Origin of the sequence: Collinsella sp. AM44-11 (genome assembly GCF_003467145.1) — a bacterium.
In the GTDB taxonomy this organism is placed as follows: Bacteria; Actinomycetota; Coriobacteriia; order Coriobacteriales; family Coriobacteriaceae; genus Collinsella.
The window spans coordinates 112640-139368 of the sequence record NZ_QSFE01000005.1 but is presented as its reverse complement, the minus strand read 5'-3'; the positions used below and the strand labels follow the sequence as shown (position 1 = coordinate 139368).

Here is a 26729-nt window from a genome sequence, read left to right as displayed (position 1 = left end):
GAATAAGGTTAGGCCCGAAAAACACGGGTAGGATATCGGCATTGCCTTACAACTATACTCGGTTAGTCACAGAACGGGAACGTAAGTATGCGCTGCCTTATCATCCACAACCCGGCATCGGGCCCCAGCTCAGATGAAATCTACGCATTCACGCACGCCCTCGCGCAGGGCGGCGACGAGGTCGTGATGCGTTTTATCGGCGATGGCATGGAACCCGAAGACGCCGTGGCAGACGTGCGCGAGTTTGATCGCGTGGTGATTTCGGGCGGCGACGGCACCGTCTCCAACGTACTCGACCAAATGCGCGGATGCGGCGTCCCCACGCTCGTCTTCCCCTCCGGCACAGCCTGCCTGTTCTTTAACAACATCGGTAATGCCCCCGAGGCAGCGGCACTTGCCAAGGCCTGCCGTGCCGGTCGCACGGTCAAAGTGGACATGGGCGAGCTCTTTTGGCTCGACGAGAACGGCAACGAAAGGCGCCACGGCTTTATCATCATCGCCGGCTCGGGCTTCGACGCCGAGATCATGATGAAGGCCGCCCCTACCAAAAACGACATCGGCGAGATCGCCTACTTCCTCTCCGCGCTCGCCACGCCCAACCCCACGGTGGCGCACTTTACCATCGAGCATGACGGCATTGTCGAGGAGCTCGATGGCATCTGCTGCATGGCCGGCAACACCTCGGTCATCCAAAACGACATCAACCTGTTCCCCAACTGCCGCATGAACGACGGCATGGTCGACATTGCGGTCATCGAACCCGTGCGCACCGTGCAGCTGCTGCCTACCGTGATCACCGCTGCGCTTGACCCCGCCGGCAAGGTACTCGGGCGCCCACAGTTCAAGATCATCCAGACCAAGGAAGCCAAGATCACCTGCACCCCGTCACTGGGCATGCAGTTCGATGGCGAGATTATCTCCAGCAATTCGGGCGTCTTTGGAGCCCGCGCGCTTCCGCAATGCCTCGACCTCATCGTCGACGAATTCTCCCCGCTCGGAAAATAGGAGGACCCTATGAACGACAATCCCCTGATCGGCTTTATTGTCATCGTCTTGGCCATGCTCGTCGGTTACGCCATCAACGTGATTCACCGCCGAAAGAAGTAAATCCACATTGGTATGATATTCATCCAGTTATCGACTCTCCCGCTGTTTATGCAAATCCTAAACAGCGGGAGAGTTTTCTTTTTGACCGCCGTCTAATGCTTTATTCAGCTACAGTAAATGCAGGGTGCCTTTATTTAACTAAAGCCATAAAATGAGTATTATTATCCGTTCATCGTATATTTCTTCACGCTCATCGAGCAAAGGCTGTTGTCGAGTGAATACTCTTTACACTTCCTTTAGGCTAGTAGATGTATTTATTAGCTGAAACTCCGTACGGTTTCGCGGGGTTTCAACAGTTGGGAGGGATTATGAGGTTTACTCATCCTGTCAACACGCTCAAGAAGCTCGGCTGCGGCCTTGCGTTTGGAGCAGCGGCTATCATGGCCATGCCGACTTCGGCACTCGCCTGCACCCAGATCTACATGGGCAGCAAGCTCACGGCAGACGGCAACACGTACTACGGCCGTTCCGAGGACTTCGGTCCGCGCTACATCAAGCACTTTGGCATTGAGCCCGCACACAAGGACGGCAACGAGTACACCTCGGTCGAGTCCGGTTTTGAGTACAAGTCCAAGGGCGCAACCTACCGCTACACCTTCGTTCGCGACAACCCCTCGCAGTGGGAAGATCGCTACGACGCATATTCCGAGGCAGGCATCAACGAGAAGGGCGTCTCCTGCTCTGCCACGTTGAGCACCTCCTATAACGAGAAGGCCGAAGAGGCCGACCCCATCACCGAGGAGACTGGCATTGGCGAATACAACTACGCCAGCGTCATTCTGGGCGAGAGTGCCACGGCCCGCGAGGGTGTCGAGCTCCTCGGCAGCCTGATTGACGAGCAGGGCGTCTGCTCCAACGACCAGATCATCATTGCCGACAACAACGAGACCTGGTTGTTTGCAGCGCTTTCCGGCCATCAGTGGATCGCCATGAGGCTCACTGACGATATCGCCTCGCTCAACCCCAACATCGGCAACCTCACCTATGACGTCGACCTCGACGACACCGAGAACTGCCTCCACTCCGAGGGCATCGAGTCTATGCCTAAGGAGAAGGGCTTTGCCGAGTACACCGACGGCAAGTTCGACGTCGCCAAGACCTACGGCGAGGAGATTGGCGAGGCCGGCATGCACCAGTGGTCGCGCTATATCCAGGGCCGCGATTACTTCATGGCTCCGCTTGCTGAGGGCACCGACTACGAGATCGTCAAGGACGAGCGCGAAGACGCGCGCGCGACGACCGGCGCCCTGGTCCACGAAATGCAGCCGCTGTTCTTTACGCCCGGCAAGTCCGACTGGAACACCTTTGAGATGATTCGTTCCTTCGCCGCTCGCGGCGAGAATGTCGCCGGCCTCAACGCCAACACCGACGGCGCGTATGCCATCGGCTCCAACCGCAACACCGAAATCCACACCTTCCAGATCCGTCACGGCATGGACCCCGAGATCGCGACCATCCAGTGGGAGATGCTCTCCAACGCCGAGTTCTCCGTCGCTATCCCCCTCTATTCCGCACTGCTCACCGAGGTCAGCCCCTACTTCAGCGATCAGGATGTCTCCTTCGATCACTGCGAAGAGGAAGACGTCGTGAACAACGAGGAGCCCAAGAACTCCATCAACTACGTCCTCATGGACATCAACACGCTCGCCTATGAGAACCGCGACCACTGCGCCACCGGCGTCCGCGCCTATCTCGACGCCCTGCAGAAGGAGCTCATCGAGCAGAACCTGACCGTCGACGAGGCCATGCAGGCCGAAGAAGGCACCGAAGCCCGCACCGCCCTGGCCAACAAGGCCGGCAAGGCTGCAACCAAGAACACCTATGTTAAGTGCAAGGCCATGCTCGAGGAGATGCGCGACTACCTCCAGGAGGGCGATTTCTCCGAGGAGTTCGTCCCGAGTGACTACGATGCTGACAACGACTGCCTGGTCGAGTCCATCACCTACGCCGACGAGGCCCTTTCCGATGAGGACGTGGCCGAGCCCGAGGCCGAAGAGAAAGAGGTCACCGAGGAGAAGTCCGAGGGCAACAACATGGCCGCCATGGCCGTTGGCGCCGTCGTCATCATCGGTGTCTGCGCCTACGTGATCTATCGTCGCAAGAAGGCCTAAGGCCCTCATGTCTTAGCTGAGCGGACAAGGCAGCAATGGCAGCCTCGCCCGCTTAGCCCGCTCTTTTGACCGACGGGAAACCCGCCTGAAATCTTTTTAAAAAAGATTTCCCCGCACACACTTCGCTGTGCTATAGTGCAGCGCAACAGCAACTAGGTGCGACCGCGCCACGGCATCACGAAAGGAGCCACCAACATGAAGAACACGATGAAATCTCTCAACAACTGGTGGTGGCGTGATGCGAATACGATCGGTCGACAGTGAGTCCCTCACGCCTGTTTTTGCGCTCTAGGTGATTGGAAGGCCTCCGGTTTCGACCGGGGGCCTTTTTCTATCTCGAGCCCGATCGCATTCGCATCACGCGCCTCCGCTTTTCTCTTGCAATCCCCTTCCGAAAGGATTTTCACCATGTCTCAGAACACCACCGCCACCCAGCCCCGCACCGTCCATACCGCCGATCGCGGCAAACTCGATGTCCGCGCCCTCGTCCTGCTCGCCATCCTGCTCGCCGCCGGCTTCATCCTCAACTTCACCGTCGGCAAGGCAATCTCGGGCATCTCGGGCGGCATGATCAGCCCCGAGTTCATCATCTCGGCCTTCTGCCTCACCATCCTGGTCGTTCGCCCCAACATCGGCCAGGCGCTCGTCATTGGCCTCATCTCGGCTGCCGTGATCCAGATCACCACCACTTCGCCGTTCGTCGATTTTGCCGCCGAGGGCATCGCCGCCATGCTCATGGCCGGCATCGTCAACGCCGCCGGCAAGAACGGTCAGGTCAAGCCTGCCGTCGCCATCGTCGCGACCTTCGTGACCACCTTTGTCTCCGGCGCCATCTTCATGGTCATCAAGATGGCCATGCTCGGCGTGGTCGGCGAGCTCGCCGCCGCCATATTGCCCGTCGTCGCCATGACCGCCGTCTTTAACGCCATTCTGGTCGGCGCCCTCTACCTGCCCATCCAGAAGGCCCTGAAGCTCAACTAACCCACAGTGCCCCATCGGTAAAGACTGTCCCAAACAACTAGCTCTTGGGGACGTTCTTAAACGAATAGTCATTAAAGAACGTCCCCAATGACTATGAAAGGTATCCATGGAAACGATCATCAACGTCGACGATGTCTCGTTCTCCTATGGCACGCAGACCGAGCAGGCGCTCAGCCACATCTCGCTCAGCGTGAACAAGGGAGATTTCATCGGCATCATCGGGCCCTCGGGCGCCGGCAAGTCCACGCTTGCCGCCTGCCTGTCGGGCGCCGTGCCCCACCACTACACCGGCACGTTCTTTGGGTCCGTCATGGTTGACGGCCACGACACCTGCGAGGTCTCGTTGACCGACGTGTCGCAAATCGTCGGCAGTGTGCTGCAGGATATCGACACGCAGATGGTCGCCTCGGTCGTCGAGGACGAGATGCTCTTTGGCCTCGAGAACTTTGGCGTCCCCCATGACCAGATCGAGCAGCGCGTGAGCGAAACGCTCGAGACCGTCGGCATCAGCGACCTGCGCGACCGCGAGATTGCCACCCTCTCGGGCGGACAGAAGCAAAAGGTAGCCATCGCCGCCATTCTCGCTATGCGTCCGCGCGTCTTGGTTCTCGACGAGCCCACCGCGGCACTCGACCCTGCCAGCTCCACGCTGGTCTTCGAGACGCTGCGTGAGGCAAACCGCGCACTTGGAATCACCATCGTCGTCGTTGAGCAAAAGGTCGCCCTGCTCTCGGAGTACTGCAACCGCGTGCTCGTGCTCAACCATGGCGAAATCGCGCTGCAGGGCGAACCACACGAGGTCTTCGCGCATACCGACGAGCTCCGTGCCATCGGCGTCGACTGCCCTCGCGTCACGCGTATCTTCAATAGCCTCGAGGCCGATGGCCTGGTAAGCGGTACCCCTTGCTTGGATGTCGATGAGGCCGAGCGCCTGATTTCGGGCATCGTCGACCCCGCACGCGCGGCCAGCGAAGCCCAGGCGCCCGCCGGCTCCCCGCATGCACCGTCGTTGCGCCCTCATGCCAAGGACGCCGAACCCGTACTCACCTTCGACCATGTTGAGTTTGCCTATCCCAATGGCGGCGCCGCCGTACACGACCTCAACCTGACGCTCTATCCCGGCGAGCTCGTGGGCATCGTCGGCCAAAACGGTGCCGGCAAGACCACGCTCACCAAGCTGCTCACAGGCCTGCTCAAGCCCGCCTCGGGCAGCGTGCGCGTCACGGGACTGGATACCGCGGCCGTTCCCACGAGCCGCATCGCCCGCGAAGTCGCAACCCTCTTCCAAAACCCCGACCGCCAGATCTGCAAGGATACCGTACTCGACGAGGTCGCTTTTGGCCTGGAGCTTGCCGGCATCGACCGTGCCGAGGCTCTGCGTCGTGCTCAACTTGTTATCGACCGCTTTGGCCTGCCTGCCGATGAGGCACCTTTCTCGCTTTCGCGCGGCCAGCGACAAATGGTGGCGCTTGCCTCCGTCGTAGTGGTTGAGCCCAAGATCGTCGTGCTCGACGAGCCCACGAGCGGCCTTGATTACCGCGAGTGCATGACCGTCATGGAAACAGTGCGCACCATGGCCGAGCGCGGTTGCGCCGTGATTATGGTCTGCCACGATATGGAAGTCGTTTCCGACTTTGCCGAGCGTATCGTAGTAATGGCCGACGGCCGCATCCTCGGCCGCGGCCGCACGCACGAGCTATTCTCGAACATCGATCTCATGCGGCGTGCCTACGTGGAGCCTCCCCAGGTTATTGAACTCTCGCGCCGTCTGGCATCTTCCGTCTCGCCCGCTTTTGCGCAGGTGAGCGAGGTCACCGATGTCGTTCGAATTACCAAGGAGATGGTCCGCCGTGGTTAACGTCATCGACTACATGCCGGGCGATACGCTACTGCATCGCCTGAACCCCGTCGTCAAACTGGGCCTCGCCGCCGCCATCATCGTCGGCATCTTCTTGTCCGACACCTACGTGGCGCTGCTGGGCTTTTTGGCACTCACCCTTGCGCTGGGTGCCTATGCCGGTGTCGTCGACCGTCTGTTCTCGCTGCTCAAGTTGCTGATTCCGCTCGCGCTTATCATGCTGGTGCTCCAGCTGGCCTTTATGCGCGATGGCAACGTTGTGTGGGGCTTTATCACCGACACGGGCCTCATCACAGGATCGAAGGCCTGTCTGCGCCTGCTGGGCGTGGCGTTACCGCTCATCCTCATGCTCATAGTGACCAAGCTCAACGACCTTGCCAACGCCTGCGTCGAGGTGCTGCACGTGCCGTATCGCTATGCCTTCACCTTTACCACGGCGCTACGCTTTGTGCCGGTGTTTGGTCAGGAGATGAACGCCATCATGGAAGCGCAGACCGCACGCGGCGTCGAGTACGACACCAAGAACCCCATCAAGAAGCTTAAGCTCATGCTGCCACTGTGCGTGCCACTGCTCATCTCGAGCGTGGGCAAGACCGATGCCACAGCCTTGGCGGCAGAACAGCGCGGCTTCTATCTGCGTACACGCGCCAGCTCGTACAAGCGCTACCCCATCAAGGGCCTGGACATCGCCGTGCTCATCGTCAGCATCGCCCTCATCGCCATCGGCTTCCTGTTCTAGTTCGCCACCGGCAGCAACCGCCCAACGCAAAAGGCCTCGGCTCGCACCAAACGAGCCGAGGCCTTTACTGTTTCATCAGATAAAACCTACCAAAATTAACCTGTCCCTTTTTGACAGGTCGGAAGCTAGAGGCGGTAGGGGGCGCCGCTGCGGATGATGGATTCGCGCACCAGGACATCCATGGCATCGAGGGTGATCTCGGGCATCTCTCGATACTTCTGCAGCACCGATAGCTCGGTGCAGGCCAGAATGACACGGTCGCAGCCGCTACGGGCGAACTCCCACATCACGCGGTCGAACTTATCCATATCGGGCTCACGTCCGGCTTTCACATCATCGTAGATAAGCGACATCACATCGTTCTGGCGTTTCTCGCTGGGATAGACGACCTCAACACCCGCAGCCTCGCATTCGCGGCCGTAGACGCCCGCGCCCACGGTTCCGTCGGTGCCCATGATGCCAATCTTGTGCACCGGCTCGGCCGGCATACTCAGGTTGGGGTCGAACTCGCACTCCCCCATCACCGCACCCGCAAGGGCATAGCGCACCGACTCACGCGGCATGTGGATAATCGGCACCTTCGTAAACGACTGGATCTGGTCGTAGAAGTAGTGTGACGTGTTGCAGGGAATGGCAATGTGCGCACAGCCCAACGACTCGAGTGCCTGGGCACACTCTTTCATGGTCGCCAGCAGCTTGGCGTGCTCGCCGGTCTTAATGGCCAGGGTGCGGTCGGGCATGGTCGACTTGGAAAGCACCACCATGTCGATATGTTCCTGATCGCAGGCAGCAGCCGTATGACGCACTACCTGGTCGTAGTAATACGACGTGGCCTCGGCGCCCATGCCGCCGATAACTCCCAGCTTTTCCATCGCCGCCTCCTTGGTGACGCTTGCGCAATTGCGCGTATCATACCCGCGCCCGCCCGATGTAAACCGGACGGGCGCCGCACTCATCTACTTGTAATACGTCTTGAACAGCTTAAAGTGGCGCAGCTTGGTGTGCCACATGCGCAGCCAGCGGTTAAAGACAAAGTCGCCCTTCATAAACGAAGGGTCGGCGCCCTTGCCTTCCTTGTCCAGGCGATGCACCTTAGCGCGCAGCTCGGGATCCTTGACGTACTTGTCGACGACGCCCATGGGGACGACCATCCACAGCGCCTCGTCCTGCGCCGTCACAAACTCCGGCTCAAACGGGCGGTTGAACACATACTCGTCCACCACATACTTGGCAACGTTAAAGCCGCTGTTGGTGACGTAGTAGTTGCTGCGACCTTGGCGCGTGTTGAAATCGAAGAACTTAAACGAGCCGTCGCGCTCGTCGTACTTAACGTCAAAGTTGGAATAGCCCACAAAGTGAAGGTCCTCGAGCAACTTGCGCACGCCGCCCATGAGCTCGTCATTGGGCTCGGTGATGATACAGGCGTGGTTGCCGACACCGTGAGGCTGATGTTCCTCGAGCAGCACGTGACCCAGGCACATCATGCGCACCTTGCCGTTACGGTCGGAATAACTGGTGAGCACGCGCATGTACTCGTCGTTGCCGGGCACGCGATCCTGCAAGATCAGGTCGTCGGTGTAGCCGCTGGCATACGAGTCGCGAATGACCTGTTCCAGCTCGGCACGGTCGGCAATCTCATAAGCCTTTTTCTGGCCCTCGAACTCGTGCTGCCACCACATGATACCGTCAGAAGGCTTCAGAATCATCGGGTAGGGAAAATCGATCTGGTCGAGCACTTCGGCAGGCGCCTCGCCTTGGGCGTTCAGCATCGCCATGGTGAAGGTAAAGGTATGCGGATAGGGCACGCCATGCTTCTCGCACAGCTCGTAGAAGATCTCCTTCTTCTGACACTGCTCAAGCATGCTATAGGGAGCGTAAGGCGCGACGATATTATCCGCCAACTCATGGGCATCCTTGGCCTGAGCCACGAGGGCAACATAGTTATCGCCACAGCCCACAAGGACAATCGTCTTATCGGCATGCGCTTGGGCAATGCCGTTGACGGTCCTGAGCATCACGGGCATGGTATCGATATCCACGTTGGGCGTGTAGTCGATAATCTGGCTGCGGTACGCGGGACCCGTCTGGTACTTGCCAAAGACCAGACTCTTGACCTGGTACTCCTCGTAGAAGGCGCGCGCCACCGAATAGGCGTTGATGTCGCCACCGAGCAGCACGGGAATGAACTCGCGCTCTGTAAACTGCAATGCCATGGAAACTTCCTATCATGAACTGCCCACACAACGGGCGGTCTTTGCGCAACTGATTTATTCTAGCGTGCCAAGCCGCCGGCGCCCAAAGCTCCACCGTATCTATGGCAATCAGCGCAATTATCCAGCATGAAATCCGCCCTCGCCGTGATGGGACCCTGTAGTTGCAAAACCCCACATGAGGCGACTTTTGATAAACAAAAACCCTCTCGACAGGGTTCCGTAACGTTAAAGTTGAACTCTATGGTTTCTCAACAATTCATCATAACTGCAGGTCAAAGCCAAAGCCTCAAGTTCAACTTGACCCTTTGGAACCTTTAAGGTTCAAGTTGAGGTCGAAAGCAGTAGTAGAATACCGTTCGAACCATAACCTACGATTGATTGCAGAGGGACTGGATGCAGCATTCGAATCATCGCACCGCAGCGCTCATTGCGTCGAAGCCGGCTCGTATCATCACGAGTGCCGCGCTCGCCGTTGCGCTGACGGCCACGCCGATGCTCTCCCCCGTTGCGGCGTATGCCGCCTCGCAGGCAACGCAGGACCAGCTTTCCGCAGCCCAGCAGAAGATCGAAGCCGCCACGAGCGCCTACAACGACGCCCGCACCAAACTCGATGACCTGCAAAAGCAGATTGACTCCAATGAGGCAAGCATCGAGGAAATCGAGGCCAAGCTTCCCGAGCAGCAGGCCAAAGCAAGCTCCGCCATGCGCGATCTGTACAAGTATCAGAAGGGCACCAACCCCATCGTGAGCTTCCTGGTCAACGCGCAGAGCCTGGGTGAGTTCATCACGACCTGCAAATACACCAACCAGATCACGAGCTCGAGCGTCGACGAGATCGAACAGCTCAATAACATGCAAACCGAACTCGAGCAGAACAAGGCTGAGCTCCAGCAGGCCAAGTCTCAGCTTGAGGCAGAGCAGAAAAACGCCGAGGATACGTTGGCTCAGGCCCAGCAGCTCCGCAGCGAGGCGCAGGCAAAAGCCGAGCAGGAAAATGCCGCCGAGCTTGCCAAGCTTGAGGCCGATAAGGCCGCTGCCGCCGAGAAGATCTCGGGCGAGGGCGTAAGCGGCAGCAATTCCAGCAGCCAGGCCACCAACACCAACACCACCATCGACACCACGGTGAAACACGCCAATACCGGTAGCTCCGATTACGATTCGTTCATTAATGAGTGGACGAGCCGCATCGACAATTATCTCGCCGGCTCCCCCATGGCAGGCCAGGGCTATAACTTTGCCGTCGCCGCTTGGAATACCGGTGTCGACCCCCGTTGGTCCCCCGCCATCGCCTGCATCGAGAGCACCAAGGGTGCTTATTGCGCCAATTCTTACAACGCCTGGGGCTGGAGTGCCCGTGGCGGCGGTTGGCGCAGCTTTGGCAGCTGGAGCGAGGGCATCTCCGCTCACGTTGCCTATCTGGGTGCCAACTACGGCTCCACCCTTACCCCGGCAGCGGCCAAAAAGTACTGCCCGCCCACGTGGCAGGACTGGTACAACAAAGTCGCCGCTCAGATGAACCGCATCTAAGCGCAACTGCAAAGGGCCCCAATGGGGCCCTTTTCTTTTAGGTAGCGGAGGTATCGACGACGCCGGTCGCATTGGCAATCGCGACTATGACGATCATGCATAGGAGCAGCACACCCAATGCCTTGAGCCAGAGTTTCGCGAGTTTCATGCCGCGATAGCTGTCGAGCAGTGCGAATCGCCGACGAAGACGGCGCTTATCGAGCAGCGCAAAATGCATAAGCGCCATAAGGCCATCGACAAAGAAAAAATACTCGATTATGAGAAGCCACGTCGGGTAGCTTTGGTTTGCTCCCGTGGGGTGAAAGACGGCAAAGTGACTTCCGGCAAAGAACACAAGCAGCGAGAAACAGACAAGCGTATTCCAAATGCGGCCCAGAGACTCCGGAACGCGAGAGAGCAGGCCGCATGCAGCGGAGGCGGCAGGCCTAGGAAGTCCTGTGGGGTTCTGGAGCCCTTGGAGCGTCAACACCGTTTCCGATGCCGGAGTACGGACAGGTGCAGGCACAGGAGGCCGCACGGGGCGACTCAGGTCGTATGCCGCGCGCGTCGCCCGTCCCAATGCCTCCGCACTCGCAAAACGCTTGGCCGGGTCGAGCGCCATCGACATGCAGATGACATCGGCCAGAGGGGCAGGAATGCCGCGCATCTCGCATTGCTCGCGCATGTCGAGCCCCGATTTCGGATCGGCCCCCGTCAAGCAGAAGAACAACAGGGCGCCAAGTGCGTAGACGTCGCTGCGCACACTCGTCTGCCCAAACCCATACTGCTCGGGCGGTGCATAGGGTCGCGTGCCAAACTTGACGGTGTCGGCATCGGCGCCATCGCGCCATACGCGCGCGATCCCCAAGTCGATAATCACCAGCGATGAAAACGTCAGGCCCTCATCGAGCGTACGGCTCGCACCCGTCACGATGATATTCGACGGCTTGAGGTCGCGATGAATCACCGGCGCCGACGTCTCCCCCGCCATTGCAAAACCGGCGTGGAGCTCGCCCACGGCATCGCATAGGACAGGATACAATTCACGCGCATAATCGGGGGTGGCTCCCAGACGGTCCACCAGCGCCCCGAGCGTCTCCCCTTCGATGTATTCCACAACCACGTTGAGCTCGTCGCCCACACGACGACAATCGACGATTCTGGGCAGATGCTCAAAACGCCTGCCTACCCGCTGAGCGGCAAACAGACGCTCGTATGCCCCGCCGATTTGAGCCGAAGTATCGATACGTTTACGGACAAAGGGGCCGAGCGAACCACCGTCGGTTCCTTCAAAGTACACGAGCTCGGTTGTTTCAACGGACGAGCGCTTAAGTACACGCTCCACGCGATAGCTGTCGTCGCGATCGAGCGACGCCAGATGCTCGGCAAGCGCTGCGGTCAGCTCGTCATCGGAATATGTTGGGGTCTGAGTATCCATAGCCTCCATCATAGCGCAGGGCGCAGACACCCCATGGCATCTGCGCCCCGCTCGTTTGCATCGTTGTTCGGCAGCTCCGCCGGCTCAGATATCAGCCGCTAACTCACCGTCTCCTCGCCAAAGCGATACAGCTCCTCGTTGACCTTTTGGAGGCTGCACCCGCGATCGATGCAAAAGATGATAATCGCATCACGGCGATCCTTGCAGTTGAGGACGCTCACCCCGGCAGCCGTCAGCGCACGGTTGGTCTCTTTGAGCGTCAGCGCCATCGCAAAGGCAATCTGCAGCACCTTATTGCGACTCGGGTGACGCGCACCGGTAAAGATCTGATAGCCAAAGGTCTCATTGAGATCGGCCATACGAACCACGCGAGAGCGCTCCAAGCCCTTTTCCTGCAGCAGCTGCTTCAGGTAGTCCGAAAGCGACGGGGCGGCAAAGTCGTGCTCCCTGATATAGCCATCGATGTTCGGTGCATCGAGAAGCTCATTGAGCAACTCCTCAGTCAGCTTTTTATCGGGCATACGACTTCACCCCCCCCCAGTGCATACAACATGCTAGAAACCGCTTACGTCCGAACGCTCCCAGCTAGCAACCTGGTCGGGAGACACCGTACCCAGCGCCTCGAACTTCCAGGAACCGCCCGCCTTCAGATGATTGGTGTTTGCAAGAGCCGTTCCAACCTGGTTGCCATCGGCATCATACAGAACATACTCAATCTGAATGTAGCTCTTTTCCTTGTCCGTGTTATTGGTCAGCGTGCCCGTGATCTTATAGGCAAACTGATTGGAGGTGTCTTCAGCCTCGTCAGCAATGGTATACGGTTCTTGCGGTTCTTTTTGCTCCTCAGCCTGCTGTGTCGCCTCGGCAGGTTTTGCCGAATCGCTCGCAGACGAATCGGTTGAGTTGCCGCCCATAGAGCCCACGGCACCGACGATAACCAGCACCACGATGATGCCTAGGACAATCTTGCCGATCGGCTTCTTTCCCTCTTTTGCCATTATTCATCCTTCCTACGATCCGGCTACCGTGCCGGCACACAGCACATCGTAGGAAGGATTGAACTTGAATTCATTAGCTGAGAGCTAAGGTTGCGGTAAACGGCCAATGCAGTTGTCCAAGCGCCGAGCAAACGCACTTTGCGCGACCGTCTGCCAGTGGTGATCAACCCACCGTGACGGATTCCCCGGTAAAGGCACTGATCATCAACAGGACAAAGAAAACAAGGTAGCTGACACTCAGCAGGTACGCAATGATTAGAAAGATGACCCAGCCGACATTGGTTTTACCGTCGGCACGGCGTCGTTCGCGATTGCGGCAGAGCCAAATCGTCACGCCGATGGCAGTGATAAACAGTACGAGTGCCGCCGCAGCCAGCCCAGCAAGCGCAAGCATCACGCCAATGCTCACAGCAATAACCGGGAGCAGCAGCAAGCCGCACCCACACCCACCAGGACTATACACGGCAGACTGTCGGCGTCGCTCCATCGTCACTCCAAGCCAAGCAATCGTTTGTAGACATCGAGGCCCTTGAGTAGGATTTCCTCGTCAAAGAGCATGGTATCAGTGTGAAGGGCGCTCGTGGCATAGGCGGGGCAGCCATCAGAATCGATCGGATTATCTTGTCCCTCCGGCACGCCCGTACCCAGGAGGAAGAACACGCCTGGCAGATGGCGCTGATAGAAAGCGAAGTCCTCGGCAATCAGCAAAGGCTCATCCACGAGTTGCAGCTCGGACAAGACAGGCGCAATGTGGGCGAACAGCTCGGGGTCGTTATCGACCGGCGGATAGCCCTCGGCAAAATCGAGGTCATATGTGCAGCCCGTTGCGACGCAGGCATCGTCCAGCACGCGGCGCACGCCCTCGCGCGCGCGGTCGAACATGTCATCCGTAAACACACGTAGGCTGCCGGCAACATGGGCCTCCCCCGCCACCGCATTGCAGACGGTGCCGGCCTGCAGCAGGCCGAACTTACCAATGCAGGGCTCGTCGACACCCAACTCGTCCATGAGCTCGCGCTCGGAAACCAAGAACTTGGCAGCCGCCAGCGCCGCATCGTGCGACTCCTCGACCGGAACGCCATAGGTCTTAGCGATATGGATGCTCGTGCCATGGATATGAATGTGTGTCTCACTCGAACGCGCCAGCAACGGACCGGAGCAGCTCGCCAACGTGCCGGCGGGCAGATCGGGCCACACGTGGAAGCCGAAGATGCGATCCACCCCGTAGCGCTCGAACACGCCGCTCTCGCACACCGTCTTGGCACCACCAGTCGTCTCCTCGGCCGGCTGAAACACAAAGAGCACATTGCGCTTAATGGCGCCCGGCTGCTCACGGATCGTACGGTCGACAAAGGTTGCCGCCGAAAGCGCCATGGCCATGTGTCCATCGTGCCCGCAAGCATGCATCTTGCCGGGATGGGTCGAAGCGAACGCTGCCCCCGTTGCCTCGGCAATGGGCAGCGCATCCATATCGGCGCGAATCGCCGTGGCATGCGCGGCGCCAACGCCAGCGTCGAAGAAAGCGCAGACGCAGCCGGGGCACGGATGGGTCACCTCGCAGGTGAGCGGTGCCAACACGCCCTCGATATAGGCGATCGTCTGCGGAAGATCGAAGTCGAGCTCCGGAATGCGGTGCAGGTCGCGACGATAACGACGGAGTTCTTGGAGCTCGGTCATAAAGGTTCCTTTCATAGGTGCGCGCCAGTTGTCATCTTATTGTGCCGCAAGATTGCCGCACCCTTATTTCCAGCATATCCCTGTATTTTTTAAACGTTATATACGAATACTCTTGTTTGGTAAAGTGCAACGTGGTAGGGTCGTTACCACTTGATAGAGGCGCGGGCACGAAGAGCCGCGGGCGAGCCGGCAGGCTTTGACCCCGCGGGGAGGCGAAACCCGCCGAACTGGGTTTTTCGGGCACGAACAACCTGGTGGGCCTGCGGGAAACACCCGCAGGACTGTCTGCAGCAATGCGGGAGCGCTATCCGGACATTGGGTCCACGCTATGCGGATTCGATGCGCAGATGGCGCCGTCTGGATAGCGAGGTTTACGGGACATGGCATTGACCCCCAACGAGGCATATGCGGCCAAACAGCCGTTTGTGGACAAGGTAACGCTCGAGCATATCGTCGAGCAGTTCCCCACGCCGTTTCATCTATACGACGAGGCGGGCATCCGCCGCAACATGCAAGAAGTGCGCGACGCCTTTGCATGGAACCCGGGCTTTAAGGAATACTTTGCCGTCAAGGCCAACCCCAACCCGGCGCTCATCTCCATTCTCAACGAATACGGCTGCGGCTGCGATTGCTCGAGCTATACCGAGCTCATGATCGCCCGCTCGCTGGGCATCACGGGACACGACATCATGTTCTCGTCCAACGACACGCCGGCAGCGGACTTTGAGCTCGCCGAGAAGTTGGGCGCCATCGTCAACTTTGACGACATCAGCCACATCGAGTTCTTTGAGCGCGTCGCAGGCCCCATCCCCAAGACGGTCAGCTGCCGCTTTAATCCGGGCGGCCTGTTCCAGCTCTCCAACGGCATCATGGATAACCCCGGCGACTCCAAATACGGCATGACCACCGAGCAGCTCTTCGAGGCCTTTCGCACGCTCAAGGCCAAGGGCGCCGAAAACTTTGGCATCCACGCATTCCTTGCCAGCAACACCGTCACCAACGACTACTACCCCAAGCTCGCGCGCATCCTCTTTGAGCTTGCCGTGCGCCTGGAGCGCGAGACCGGCGCACACGTCGCCTTTATCAATCTGTCCGGCGGCGTCGGCATCCCCTACCTGCCCGAGCAGCAGGCCAACGATATCCATGCCATCGGCGAAGGAGTGCATGCGGCCTACGACGAGATTCTGGTTCCCGCCGGCATGGGCGATGTGGCAATCTGCACCGAGATGGGCCGCTTTATGATGGGCCCCTACGGCTGCCTGGTCACCAAGGCCATCCACGAGAAGCAAATCTACAAGGACTATATCGGTGTCGACGCAAGCGCCGTCGATCTGATCCGCCCTGCCATGTATGGCGCCTACCACCACATTACGGTGATGGGCCAGCCGGGTGGCTCCGACAAGACCGCGGCGCCTGTCACAAACACGTACGACATTACGGGCAATCTGTGCGAGAACAACGACAAGTTCGCCATCGACCGCGAGCTACCGCGGGTCGACATGGGTGATGTGCTCGTGATCCACGATACCGGCGCGCATGGTTACTCCATGGGTTACAACTACAACGGCCGTCTGCGCTCCGCCGAGGTGCTGCTGCGCCCCGACGGCTCGGCCGACCTTATCCGCCGCGCCGAGCGCCCGGGCGATTATTTTGCCACGCTCGACGTGTTGCCGAGCGGCCGAGAGCTGCTGGCCAAGTCGCGCGCCGAAAGCGCTCGTCGTCGCGCTCAGGACGAGCGCCTGGCCGTCGCCGTCCAATGGAACAAACGCATCCAGATCGCGGAAGCGAAGGAGAAGAACATGGATATCCGCAACCTCGAGGGCTCGATCGTCGCCCTTGTTACGCCGTTTAAAAAGGACGGCAGCGTCGACTTTGACGCACTCGAGCGCCTTATCGATTTCCACCTGCAAAATGGCACCGACGCCATCCTCACCCTGGGCACCACCGGCGAGAGCGCCACGATGACCGATGACGAGGACAACTCCGTCGTCGCCGCCGTGGTCAAGCAGGTTGCAGGCCGCGTCCCCGTCATCGCCGGCTCGGGCTCCAACTCCACGCAGACCATGCTCACCAAGTCGCTCACCTACCAGGGCCTGGGTGCCGATGGCCTGCTGCTCATTACCCCCTACTACAACAAGTCTAACGAAGAGGGCATCTACCAGCACTTTAAGACCGTGGCCGACGCCGTGGACATCCCGTGCATTCTGTACAACATCCCCGGCCGCTGCGGCTGCGGTATCAGCGAGCACAACGTAGAGCGCTTGGCCGCGCACCCCAACATCATGGGTATTAAGGAAGCCTCGGGCAACGTCGCTTACGCGGCCAAGATCGCCCACCTGCTGTCCGATGACTTCCGCATGTACTCGGGCGAGGATGCACTCACCGTGCCGCTCATGAGCCTAGGCGCTTCGGGTACCATCAGCGTGTGGGCCGACGTACAGCCGCAGCTCGTGCACGACATGTGCCGCGCTTATCTGGACGGCGACGTAGCGCGCGCCCGCGATATCCAGATTGCCGGCCAGCCGCTCATCAACGCCCTCTTTAGCGAGGTCAACCCCATCCCCGTTAAAGAAGCGCTCGCCCAGATGGGTATGATCGAGGCAAACTACCGCATGCCGCTGTGCCCCATGGCCGACGATACGCGTGCCGCACTTACCGATGCTCTGAAGGGAGCTGGTCTGCTTGATTAAGACCGTCATTATGGGAACGGGTCGCATGGGCTCGCTCATCCGCACCACTGCCGAGGGCATTGTCAACGCCGCTGGAGAGCCCGTTTTTGACATCGTCGCCCAGATCGGCTTCGACTTGTCCGAGCTCGAGAGCGCACCGACGGCCGATGTAATCATCGACTTCTCGAACGTCGTGACCTTCGACGCCGTCGTCGCCTATGTCGAGCGTACAGGCGCCGCATTGGTCTCGGGCACCACGGGCTACACACCCGAGCAGATGGATCGCCTGCGCGAGCTGGGTCAAAACGCCCGCGTCATGCACTCCGGAAATTACTCCATCGGTATCGCAGCTCTGCGTCATCTGGTAGCACAGGCCACACGCGAGCTGCCCGGCTTTGACTGCGAAATCGTCGAGACGCACCATAACCAAAAGGTCGACGCCCCCAGCGGCACTGCAAAGCTGCTGCTCGACGCCGTGGTCGAGGCCGAGCCTGAGGCTGGCTATCATCCTGTCTACGGTCGCGAGGGCATGTGCGGCGCGCGTGACCCCAAGGAGATCGGTATGCACTCGCTGCGCGGCGGCACCGTCGCCGGCGTGCACGAGGTAAGCTTCTTTGGCCAGGACGAGGAAGTCACGCTTAGCCATCGCGCCACAAGCCGCCAGATTTTTGTCAACGGCGCTCTGGCCGCCGCTCAAAAGCTCGTCGTCCGCGACCCCGGCTTCTACACCTTCGACCAGGTCATGTTCGCCTAACCAGTTACCTACCGTACCCACGCAAAGGAGAAACAGCATATGAGTAACGCAGCCGAGATGGATGCCCAGGAGATTATCAATTACATCGCCACCGCGCCCAAAAAGACGCCCGTCAAGCTGTATGTGCGCGAGAAGCCCGGCATGAAGGTCCAGTGGGGCAATGCGCACGTCTACGGCGGCCGTCGTGGCAAGACCGTCTTTGGCGACTGGGAAGAGCTCAAGGCCATCCTCGATGCCAATGCCGACTCCATCGACTACTACGATGTGGAGAACGACTGCCGCAACTCTGCCGTGCCCATGCTCGACCTTAAGGGCATCAATGCCCGCATCGAGCCGGGCGCAATCATCCGCGACCGCGTCGAGATCGGCGACCGCGCCGTCATCATGATGGGCGCCATCATCAACATCGGCTCCGTCATTGGCGAAGGTTCCATGATCGACATGGGCGCCGTGCTGGGCGGCCGCGCCACCGTGGGTAAGAACTGCCACATCGGCGCCGGCACCGTGCTGGCAGGCGTTGTGGAGCCCGCCAGCGCCACGCCCGTCATCATCGAGGACGATGTCATGATCGGCGCCAACGCCGTGGTCTTGGAGGGCGTGCACGTAGGCAAGGGCGCTGTCGTTGCCGCCGGCGCCGTGTGCGTCGAGGATGTCCCCGCCGGTGCCGTCGTGGCCGGCGTCCCCGCCCGCGTTATCAAGATGCGCGACGAGAAGACCGACAGCAAGACCGGTCTCGAGGAAGGTCTGCGCCAGCTGTAGGGTTACGCGGTTTTACCAAACCGCGTAACGGCTCGACGCTGCACCTTTGGTTCCGTCGTTCTAACGAACGACGGAACGGTCGACGCTACAAGCGCCCCTAAGCGGCAATCTGACGTTCAATCGTCGGTCGCGTACCAAATACGCTTCCCTCCTCTTTCACGTCACCTTGCTCGCTTAGGGGCGCTTTCGCTGACTTATGCTCAGTCTGCAACTCAATTGAGCTCCAAGCAAAAAGGCCGAAGACCCAAAGGGCTTCGGCCTTTGCTTTCCCGCTGTAGGCGTAACGCAACTTATCGATTCTCGATGCTGCCGATGTTTTTGAGCTCGATGGAGATGAGGCCGTTGGGCTCATTGACGAATTCGATATACTCGGAGTTCGAACCCATCTCGGCCGGAAAGCTGATCTCGATGCCCGTATCGGTACGAATCTTGTGATTGCGAACGGCCGCGCGCTCGACCTGCTTGCGCTCCACGGGAACGCGCTCAGGTACCTTCTCCTCGGTCAGTGCCGCGCGCACGCTTTCCTTGATGACCGGCTCGTCCTCAAAGACCTCATCGACGATATCCCAAGGCGGCAGCTCCTCGTCGTCCTCAACCTTCTCGGCCACAGCAGCCTTAACCTTGGCGAGCGCTACGGCCGTATTGGCACCGTGCTCCTCGGCAACTTCCTCGACCACGCGCGTGACGGTATCGATGACCTCCTTGCCCGATACGCCCGTGTCGCACTGCAGCAGACCATCGGGAATGAGCATGCGGTCCTCGCCGGCAATCTTGCGCTTCTTGTCCACGTAGCCGATCTCCATGGTGCTCGCGCGCACGATGGCGTAGCTCGGCACCTTCTGCGAGGGGTTCGGCAGGATGGCGTAGTGGCGCGCGATGTCGTTGCGCACCTCCCCCTCTTCGCGACCGACCTCGTGCATAAAGGCCCGCTTGGAACCCAGGAGCATGACGGCAAACCAGCGGGCATCCTCATCGTCGTCAAAATCAGCCACGAGCACGTCGGTGGACTCGGCTTTCTCGGCCTTGGTGAGCTCGGAAGAGATGAACTCCGCAATCTGCTGCGACAGGTCCACGAACTCGCGCTCGCCAAAGAAATAGCCCTTGAGCTCGCCGCCAAACGCAGAGTTCTCGGCAAACGTGGCACGCTTGTTATCAGCCGAGGTACGAGCGCGCCGCAGGTGCGTGGTCACGAAGTTGCGCACGGTACGGCTCTCGATATCGAGCTCGCGCTGGCTCATAACGTTGACGGCAGAGTCAAAGTCCAGGATATGCAGGATTGCATGGTTGATTTTCATATACGGCATTCCGTTCTAGTTCGATTTCGGCACGAATCAGTATAGCGGTCGAGCCTACCCCAGGCGCATCGAAGATTAGTGCATCGGGGACAGGCTGCTTTGCACCAATGGTTAGCGCAGGAGCTCGGACTGCCAAGCCTCGAGCTGTTCTGCCAGGCTCTTACCACTAGAAGGCACGCTGAACTCTGGACGCTTGGGCAGCAGCGCACACTTAAGAATCGCAACGATAGTCTGCGAGACAAAGCGTCGCGTATCCTTGTCAAAGCCCTGCGCAGCCTGGAGCATCACGGGCAGGCTCTCGCGCAGATTCCCAGCGATATCCGCAAACCGCTCAGCACCCGTAGCCTCAAACACGGAGAACAACGCATCTACAAAACGCTCGCGCTCGCTAGGCGACACTGCAAGTAGCATCTCGCGAATGGAGCCATCAACGTATCGAGCACCGGCGGACAGGCGCTCACAGTACACGAAGTCGCGACCATCAACCACCCAGCTAAAGGGATTGTGCTGCAGCAGGCTGAACTCGGTGCTCTCAACGATGGCATAGTCCTCCTGCGTCTCGAACATCATGCCAAAGATCGACGACCGAGGTAGCGTCTTATCGATTCGACCGGAAAGATCGGCAAAGGCGGTGCCGTTCAGAAACTCCTCGACGAAGCCCGGACCATCATGGGAATACGCCCGTTCGATTCGCTCACGGGCGACATCGGAGCACATCGCCGCACCGTACACCGCAAGGTTTCCACCCTTGGAATGACCTCCGCACAAAAGCGGCCCGTCAATCGCATCCGCTGCCTCGTCCACATAGCGCGCTGCAGATTCCTGGGCCGGCACAGGACACCGGAACGCCATGTTAAAGTCCTCTTTCCAGCCCACAATCGTGCTGTCGGTCCCCCGGAAGGAAAGATAACTAAACCCCGCCGGAAACCGGAACGCCATGGCTGCAAACTGCTCTGTCGCCACCACATCGCTCACGGCACGATAGCCGCATACGTGCACGCCACGGTAGCGAGGGCTTGCTGCCACGGCCTCCAACAAGGCCCTGCTCCCCTCTGGGTCCCACAAGTCGCCAATCATGTCCCGGTAGCACTCGGCACGCAGCAGCTCGCGTACGTCTAGGCCCTGCCAGTTCGTCAGCTCCGCCATATCACCCGGCAAACGCAAATAGGACAACCACGCAAAGACCAAGCTATCCACCGCGCAGAACGGCCGCTCCTCAAACGGATCAAACGCTGTCTGGGCATAGGTCAAAAAATTAGGCGAATCCGACATGGCCCTCCCATCAACTATGGTGCATTGGGATGGTGCAAAGTTACCTGACCCCCTTGCACCAAAAAGGCGCCCGGACCGTGTGGCCCGGACGCCTTCATTGTAGCTTTTCGCTCTAACGAGCTTGATTTAGCAGGAGAAGTCGACGCTGTCGATGATGTCCTTGAGGGCCTTGGCGGAGGCGGTGAGCTCATGCTGCTCGTCATCGTTCAGCGGCACGGGGACGCGGCAGACAACGCCGTCGCGGCCAACGACGGTCGGCATGGAGATGGCAAGATCGGACAGGCCGTACTCGCCCACCATGAGCGAGGAAACGGGCAGAACGGTCTGCTCGTCACGCATGACGGCAGTGCAGATGCGCTTGACGGCCATGGCGACGCCGTAGTAGGTGGCGTGCTTCTTCTCGATGATGGTGTAGGCGGAGTTCTTGACGTCCTCGGCGATGCGCTTCTCGGCAGCCTCATGCTCCAGATGACCGTGAAGCTCGCAGAAGGTGTTCAGCGGAACGCCGGCAACCTGGGCGCTGGACCAAGCGACGAACTCGGAGTCGCCGTGCTCGCCCATGACATAGGCCTGGACATCGCGCGGGTCGACCTCAACGTGGGCACCAAGCATCTGCTGCAGACGACCGGTGTCGAGCACGGTACCGGAGCCGATGACATGGCCCTCGGGCAGGCCGGACATCTTGATGGCGGCATAGGTCAGAACATCGACCGGGTTGGAGACGATGAGCAGAATGCCGTCGAAGCCAGACTTCTTAATCTCGGGGATAATGGACTTAAAGATGTTGACGTTCTTGTTGACCAGGTCCAAGCGGGTCTCACCGGGCTTCTGGGCAGCGCCAGCGGTGACGACGATCATGGCGGCGTCGGCGACATCGGAATAATCGCCGGCGTAGATCTTCATCGGCTCGGCAAACGTCATGCCGTGCGCGATATCCAGAGCCTCACCCTCGGCGCGGTTCTTGTCCACGTCGATGAGGACCATCTCGGAGAACAGACCGCTCTGCATCAGCGCGAACGCCGAAGACGAACCGACGAAACCGCAGCCGACAATAGCGACCTTCTTCTCGTTAACCATTAGAAACTCCCATCTCTCTCCACAAGCAAGCCGCCCGGGAACGACCCGAGCGGCTTGCCGTAATCCCAATACATCCAATCGGGACTTTGATTATGCTCCTATTCGCAGCCAAAAATCGACCGTTTACCGAAATTGTTTGCAGGATTCGTAAAATAACTGCACGAAATCGGTTTCGAGCTATTGACGAGGCGAAATAGCTTTCTAATACAGGCCCGCCTCGCGAATGGCCTCGACAGCCAAAGCAATCTGATCGGGCGGCAGGACCAGCGCCATGCGCACGTGTCCCTCGCCCGAAGGACCAAAGCTCGCGCCCGGCGTCACCACAACGCCGGCCTTCTCCATGAGCTCCTCGCAAAACGCCATGGAATCGGTGCGACCACCGGGAAGCTTGGCCCACACAAACATAGAGCCATGCGCGTTGGGACGCTCCCAACCCAAGTTCTCAAGACCGTCGCACAGGGCATCACGGCGCTCCTGGTACTTCAGGCGCTGCGCCTCGACCTCATCGCGCGGACCGTTCAGGCAGGCGATAGCAGCCTTCTGGATCGGGAAGAACATGCCAAAGTCGATCTGGCCGCGCAGTTTGGCAAAGGCAGAGACCACATCCTCGCGGCCGACCAAAAAGCCGATGCGGGCACCAGTGACGTTAAACGACTTGGAAAGCGAGAAGAACTCCACGCCCACCTCAAGCGCACCGGGATACTGCAAGAAGCTACCGCCGGGCTCGCCGTCAAACACGATGTCGGAGTACGCGTTGTCATGGACGATGAGCAGGTCGTGCTCACGGGCGAAAGCGATGATCTCTTCGTAGACCTCGGGCGTGCCCACCGAGCCGACCGGGTTGGCGGGCAGCGATACGATCATATACTTGGCGCGATCGGCCACCTCGGGATCGATGTCTGCCACATAGGGCAGGTAATTATGCTCGGCAACCAGCGGATAGTACTCGAGCTTGGCATCGGCGATCTTGGCACCCGCCTCAAAGACCGGGTAGCACGGATCGGGAACCAGAATGGTGTCACCCGGATCGAGCAGAGCCAGGCCCAAATGGCCAACGCCCTCCTGCGTGCCGTTGCACGACTGCACCATGGACGGTGTAATGCCCGAAACGCCAAAGCGACGCTCATAGTAATCGCATACGGCCTGCTTGAGTTCGGGCAGGTCGCGCAAGGCGTACTTCCACATCTCGGGATCCTGGGCCGCTTGTGTGAGCGCCTCGACCACGTGGCCGTACGGCTTAAAGTCGGGCGTGCCCACGCTCATGTTGTAAATGGTCTTGCCCTGAGCCTTCAGCGCGAGCAGCTTGTTGTTGAGCGAGGCGAAGACCTCCGCGCCAAAGCGGTCGAGACGCTGCGATGCCTGCATGGTGCCACCTTCCGATATAAAAAAGCGGCGCTCCGACAAGAGCGCCGCGCGATACGGGCCATCAGATTGCAAAAGTGTAACGCTTGCAAACCCCGTATTGGTTCAATTTAGCCAACCTTAGTCAATTGGATTGAGCGCGTCGATCTGCGCAAGCCACAGATGCGAGCTGGCGTCACTCGGCATACGCCAATCGCCGCGCGGGCTGAGCGTCACCGAGCCCACCTTGGGACCATCGGGCAGGCAGCTGCGCTTAAACTGCTGGGCAAAGAAGCGACGATAGAACGTACGCAGCCACGTGTGGACGGTCTTGGCGTCGTAGGCGCCCTCGAAGCTCTTGAGCGCCATGCGGTAGATCTTGCCGGGCTCAAAGCCAAAACGCAGCAGGTAGTAGAGGAAGTAGTCGTGGAGCTCGTACGGGCCCACCAAATCCTCAGTCTTCTGCGCAATCTCGCCGTCGCCCGTGGGCGGCAGAAGCTCGGGAGATACCGGCGTATCGAGGATATCGAGCAAGACCTCGGCAATACGCCCGCCAAAGACATCAGCCGCATAGCGCACCAGATGGCGCACAAGCGTCTTGGGCACGCTCGCGTTGACGGCGTACATGCTCATGTGGTCGCCGTTATAGGTAGCCCAGCCGAGCGCCAGCTCCGACAGATCGCCCGTACCGATGACAAAACCGCCAGCCTGGTTGGCCAGATCCATCAGAATCTGCGTGCGCTCGCGGGCCTGGCTGTTCTCGTAGGTCACGTCCTGCACGGCCGGATCGTGCTCAATGTCCTTGAAGTGCTGCTCCACGGCCGCGTGAATCGAAACCTCGCGGAAGTTCACGCCCAGGTCGCGGGCAAGTGACTCGGCATTCGACTTGGTACGATGCGTCGTGCCAAAGCCGGGCATGGACACGGCCGTGATACCGGTGCGCGGCAGCCCCAGCGCATCAAAGGCGCGCACGGTCACAAGCAGTGCCAACGTGGAGTCCAGGCCGCCCGAAAGACCGATGACAGCCGCCTTGGTACCCGTATGGGCAAGGCGGGTCTTGAGGCCCGCAGTCTGCAGATTGAGAATAGTCTCGCAACGCTCGGCCAGATCACCGTGGTCGGCCGGCACAAAAGGCGCGCGAGGGAAAACGCGGTCGATATCGCAGGCATCGCGCAGAACAGGCTCTTTGGCCAGCACGCCCTCAAAAGAGAATTCAACGGTCGTGGCCTCCGGCGCATCGTCCGCGCGCGTCCACGTCGTCGAGCGACGGCGCTCGGCAACCAGGCGGTCGAGGTCGACATCGGCGATGGCCATGTCGCAGGTAAGCAGCTTGGTCGCGGCGAGCTTGGAGCCGTTTTCGTAGACGAGGTTCTCACCCGCAAAGACCATATCGGTCGTGGACTCGCCCTCACTCGCGTCCGCATAGGCATAGGCGCAGTACAGGCGCGCACTCTGATTGGAGATAAGGCTGCGGCGGTAGTCTGCCTTACCGATAATCTCATCCGAGGCCGACGGGTTGAGAATCACCGTCGCACCGGCAAGCGCCATCTCGGTCGAAGGGGGTGCCGGCACCCACAGGTCCTCACAGACTTCAACGCCCAGCACCAGGTCCTCGGCGTCCTCATCGCAGCAGCGGTAGACAAGCCCCGAACCCAGCGGGACCGGACCCTGACCGGCAAATTCAAGCCAAACGGGATCGGTAGGTGCCGGAGCAAACCAACGGCGCTCATAGAACTCGCCATAGTTGGGCAGATACTTTTTGGCCGTAAGGCCCAAAAGCTCGCCCGCGCAGCACACGGCCGCGCAATTGTAGATGTTTTCGGTCACCGCAACGGGCAAGCCAACAGTAAAGACGATCGGCAACTCGCGCGTTTCATCGAGGATGCGCACCAGCGCCGCCTCGCAGGCGTGCAGCAGCGTGCGGTTATGGAACAGATCAGCCGCGGTATAACCAGTCAGGTTAAGCTCGGGCAGCACGAGCGCACGAACGCCGCGCTCGGTAGCCTCGCGAACAGCCGCCAGCGCAACCTCGGCATTGCCCTCAACATCGGCCACGCGAATCTTGGGCGAGGCCGCTGCCACGCGCAAAAAACCGTCGTTCTCAACTTGACCGTTTAGAAAATCGTTCATGCGAGCTCCAGCACATCCGTTAGCCGCAACGAGCGGCGGCGATATAGTCCGCCTCCATTGTACTGTCAAGTTCAATCAGCACAGATGGGACAAGCTCATGATTAAAATTGGAAAAGAGAAGCCGGGATGACGTTTAGCAGTAGAACGAGATCTCGTCCACAAGGAAAAATGCCTTCCATTTAGAGCAAATCAATTCATGCTGAGCGGCGATGATTTCACAGAGGTCATCAAGCGTGCTCCGGGGGATCTTCGCTTTGTTATTAGCGACAATGCAGCCACCTCTTCGAGTCAGCCAGATTTTGGCCGAGTTATCTGAAGGCGCCCCCTTGCAAACATGGACATGGATTGGCTCGCCCGCTTCATTGGACCAAAAGAAGACCCGATAGCCGCCAATAAGAAAAAGGCTAGGCAACTTTAGCTCCTCCGTTTGCGGCGTAGCGATACAGCAGATGGGCGTTATTGCTCAGAAAAGTCTCAAAACCTCGCTTCTCCTCGTCGGTAAAACGCCCCTCCCACATGGTCCAATTGTAAGAAGGCAGCTCGCAACGAGCGGAGTCGAAACCCTCTGCCGTCGGTCGTTCAAAATGCACGATGACCTTTTCGATATCGCCATCTGTGATCAGGTCAGAATGAATGACCTCGGTACCATCTTCGAATGTCATATACGGGTACATCACGTAAACCACCTCGCAATCATTAATTCAGTTTAGCATCAAGCTAGTGCACCAATGATAGCAAGCCCCCTTGATGAGTTGATGGCATCTGTTGCCAGCACGATCGACGGCGGTCCGGATTGTTGGGCCC

23 protein-coding genes and 1 riboswitch are annotated in these 26729 nt (G+C 59.4%); of the genes, 9 read left to right on the top strand and 14 right to left on the bottom strand.

Going from position 1 to position 26729, the window contains the following annotated elements:
• Positions 1–87 precede the first annotated feature (87 nt).
• The 5 genes from DW943_RS04955 (at position 88) to DW943_RS04935 (ending at position 6796) form a co-directional block, all read left to right on the top strand.
• Positions 88–1005 carry a diacylglycerol kinase family protein gene (locus DW943_RS04955; RefSeq protein ID WP_117779285.1) on the top strand — a complete coding sequence of 306 codons (918 nt, stop codon included), beginning with the start codon at positions 88–90 and terminating at the stop codon, positions 1003–1005.
• Between the two features lie 410 nt (positions 1006–1415).
• Positions 1416–3218, top strand: coding sequence for a C69 family dipeptidase (locus tag DW943_RS04950; RefSeq protein ID WP_158566093.1), 1803 nt, complete (start codon positions 1416–1418; stop codon positions 3216–3218).
• Positions 3219–3626: 408 nt separating this feature from the next.
• The gene (locus DW943_RS04945) at positions 3627–4199 is read left to right on the top strand and encodes a hypothetical protein (RefSeq protein ID WP_117862331.1); all 573 of its coding nucleotides are present in this window, start codon (positions 3627–3629) and stop codon (positions 4197–4199) included.
• Between the two features lie 106 nt (positions 4200–4305).
• On the top strand, positions 4306–6057 hold the full coding sequence (locus tag DW943_RS04940) for an ABC transporter ATP-binding protein (protein ID WP_117862330.1): 1752 nt from the start codon (positions 4306–4308) through the stop codon (positions 6055–6057).
• Positions 6050–6796: an energy-coupling factor transporter transmembrane protein EcfT gene (locus tag DW943_RS04935; RefSeq protein WP_117862329.1), complete on the top strand. Its 747-nt coding sequence runs from the start codon at positions 6050–6052 to the stop codon at positions 6794–6796. The genes DW943_RS04940 and DW943_RS04935 overlap by 8 nt, the downstream gene beginning before the upstream one ends.
• Before the next feature lie 125 nt (positions 6797–6921).
• On the opposite strand, the gene DW943_RS04930 is transcribed toward DW943_RS04935, so the two are convergent.
• Positions 6922–7668 carry an aspartate/glutamate racemase family protein gene (locus tag DW943_RS04930; RefSeq protein ID WP_055287235.1) on the bottom strand — a complete coding sequence of 249 codons (747 nt, stop codon included), beginning with the start codon at positions 7666–7668 and terminating at the stop codon, positions 6922–6924.
• An 84-nt stretch (positions 7669–7752) separates the two neighbouring features.
• Positions 7753–9009, bottom strand: a complete 1257-nt coding sequence (locus DW943_RS04925) for an ATP-grasp domain-containing protein (RefSeq protein ID WP_099431498.1) — start codon at positions 9007–9009, stop codon at positions 7753–7755.
• Positions 9010–9402: 393 nt separating this feature from the next.
• Between DW943_RS04925 and DW943_RS04920 the strand changes: the two genes are divergently transcribed.
• Positions 9403–10536, top strand: a complete 1134-nt coding sequence (locus tag DW943_RS04920) for a glucosaminidase domain-containing protein (protein WP_117862328.1) — start codon at positions 9403–9405, stop codon at positions 10534–10536.
• A 37-nt stretch (positions 10537–10573) separates the two neighbouring features.
• On the opposite strand, the gene DW943_RS04915 is transcribed toward DW943_RS04920, so the two are convergent.
• The 5 genes from DW943_RS04915 to DW943_RS04895 all read right to left on the bottom strand — a co-directional run bounded on the left by DW943_RS04915 (position 10574) and on the right by DW943_RS04895 (position 14628).
• A complete protein-coding gene (locus DW943_RS04915; protein WP_158566091.1) occupies positions 10574–11953 on the bottom strand; it encodes a protein kinase in 1380 nt (459 codons plus the stop codon).
• 98 nt (positions 11954–12051) lie between these two features.
• Positions 12052–12474, bottom strand: coding sequence for an XRE family transcriptional regulator (locus DW943_RS04910; RefSeq protein WP_117635411.1), 423 nt, complete (start codon positions 12472–12474; stop codon positions 12052–12054).
• Between the two features lie 33 nt (positions 12475–12507).
• The gene (locus tag DW943_RS04905) at positions 12508–12951 is read right to left on the bottom strand and encodes an FxLYD domain-containing protein (RefSeq protein ID WP_117862326.1); all 444 of its coding nucleotides are present in this window, start codon (positions 12949–12951) and stop codon (positions 12508–12510) included.
• Positions 12952–13114: 163 nt separating this feature from the next.
• Positions 13115–13438 carry a hypothetical protein gene (locus DW943_RS04900; protein WP_147348624.1) on the bottom strand — a complete coding sequence of 108 codons (324 nt, stop codon included), beginning with the start codon at positions 13436–13438 and terminating at the stop codon, positions 13115–13117.
• Between the two features lie 2 nt (positions 13439–13440).
• Entirely contained in the window at positions 13441–14628 is a 1188-nt protein-coding gene (locus DW943_RS04895; RefSeq protein WP_117862324.1) for an N-acetyldiaminopimelate deacetylase, read from the bottom strand.
• A 146-nt stretch (positions 14629–14774) separates the two neighbouring features.
• Positions 14775–14943, top strand: a riboswitch (Lysine riboswitch).
• A gap of 65 nt (positions 14944–15008) precedes the next feature.
• Here DW943_RS04895 and dapA point away from each other — a divergent pair.
• From dapA to dapD, 3 genes are read left to right on the top strand one after another with little or no spacing between them, the layout of a single operon-like run.
• Entirely contained in the window at positions 15009–17318 is a 2310-nt protein-coding gene (gene dapA, locus DW943_RS10655; protein ID WP_117862323.1) for a 4-hydroxy-tetrahydrodipicolinate synthase, read from the top strand.
• A complete protein-coding gene (gene dapB, locus DW943_RS04885) occupies positions 17311–18051 on the top strand; it encodes a 4-hydroxy-tetrahydrodipicolinate reductase (protein ID WP_199408777.1) in 741 nt (246 codons plus the stop codon). Before dapA ends, dapB begins: the two co-directional genes overlap by 8 nt.
• Before the next feature lie 39 nt (positions 18052–18090).
• Positions 18091–18810, top strand: coding sequence for a 2,3,4,5-tetrahydropyridine-2,6-dicarboxylate N-acetyltransferase (gene dapD, locus DW943_RS04880; RefSeq protein WP_089573046.1), 720 nt, complete (start codon positions 18091–18093; stop codon positions 18808–18810).
• A gap of 290 nt (positions 18811–19100) precedes the next feature.
• Here dapD and DW943_RS04875 read toward each other — a convergent pair whose 3' ends face one another.
• The 7 genes from DW943_RS04875 to DW943_RS04845 form a co-directional block, all read right to left on the bottom strand.
• Positions 19101–20105, bottom strand: a complete 1005-nt coding sequence (locus tag DW943_RS04875) for a nucleoid-associated protein (RefSeq protein ID WP_117862322.1) — start codon at positions 20103–20105, stop codon at positions 19101–19103.
• 111 nt (positions 20106–20216) lie between these two features.
• On the bottom strand, positions 20217–21377 hold the full coding sequence (locus DW943_RS04870) for an Mbeg1-like protein (protein WP_117862321.1): 1161 nt from the start codon (positions 21375–21377) through the stop codon (positions 20217–20219).
• Between the two features lie 126 nt (positions 21378–21503).
• Positions 21504–22454, bottom strand: coding sequence for an L-lactate dehydrogenase (locus tag DW943_RS04865; protein ID WP_006234343.1), 951 nt, complete (start codon positions 22452–22454; stop codon positions 21504–21506).
• A gap of 201 nt (positions 22455–22655) precedes the next feature.
• Positions 22656–23819 (bottom strand): pyridoxal phosphate-dependent aminotransferase, encoded by a 1164-nt coding sequence (locus DW943_RS04860; RefSeq protein WP_117862320.1) that lies wholly within the window; start codon positions 23817–23819, stop codon positions 22656–22658.
• A 117-nt stretch (positions 23820–23936) separates the two neighbouring features.
• Positions 23937–25925, bottom strand: coding sequence for an NAD(+) synthase (locus DW943_RS04855; protein ID WP_117862319.1), 1989 nt, complete (start codon positions 25923–25925; stop codon positions 23937–23939).
• A 133-nt stretch (positions 25926–26058) separates the two neighbouring features.
• Complete coding sequence (locus DW943_RS04850) at positions 26059–26337, bottom strand: DUF4160 domain-containing protein (protein ID WP_117635420.1); 279 nt, start codon at positions 26335–26337, stop codon at positions 26059–26061.
• Complete coding sequence (locus DW943_RS04845; RefSeq protein WP_117635421.1) at positions 26330–26599, bottom strand: hypothetical protein; 270 nt, start codon at positions 26597–26599, stop codon at positions 26330–26332. The genes DW943_RS04850 and DW943_RS04845 overlap by 8 nt, the downstream gene beginning before the upstream one ends.
• Positions 26600–26729: the final 130 nt, after the last annotated feature.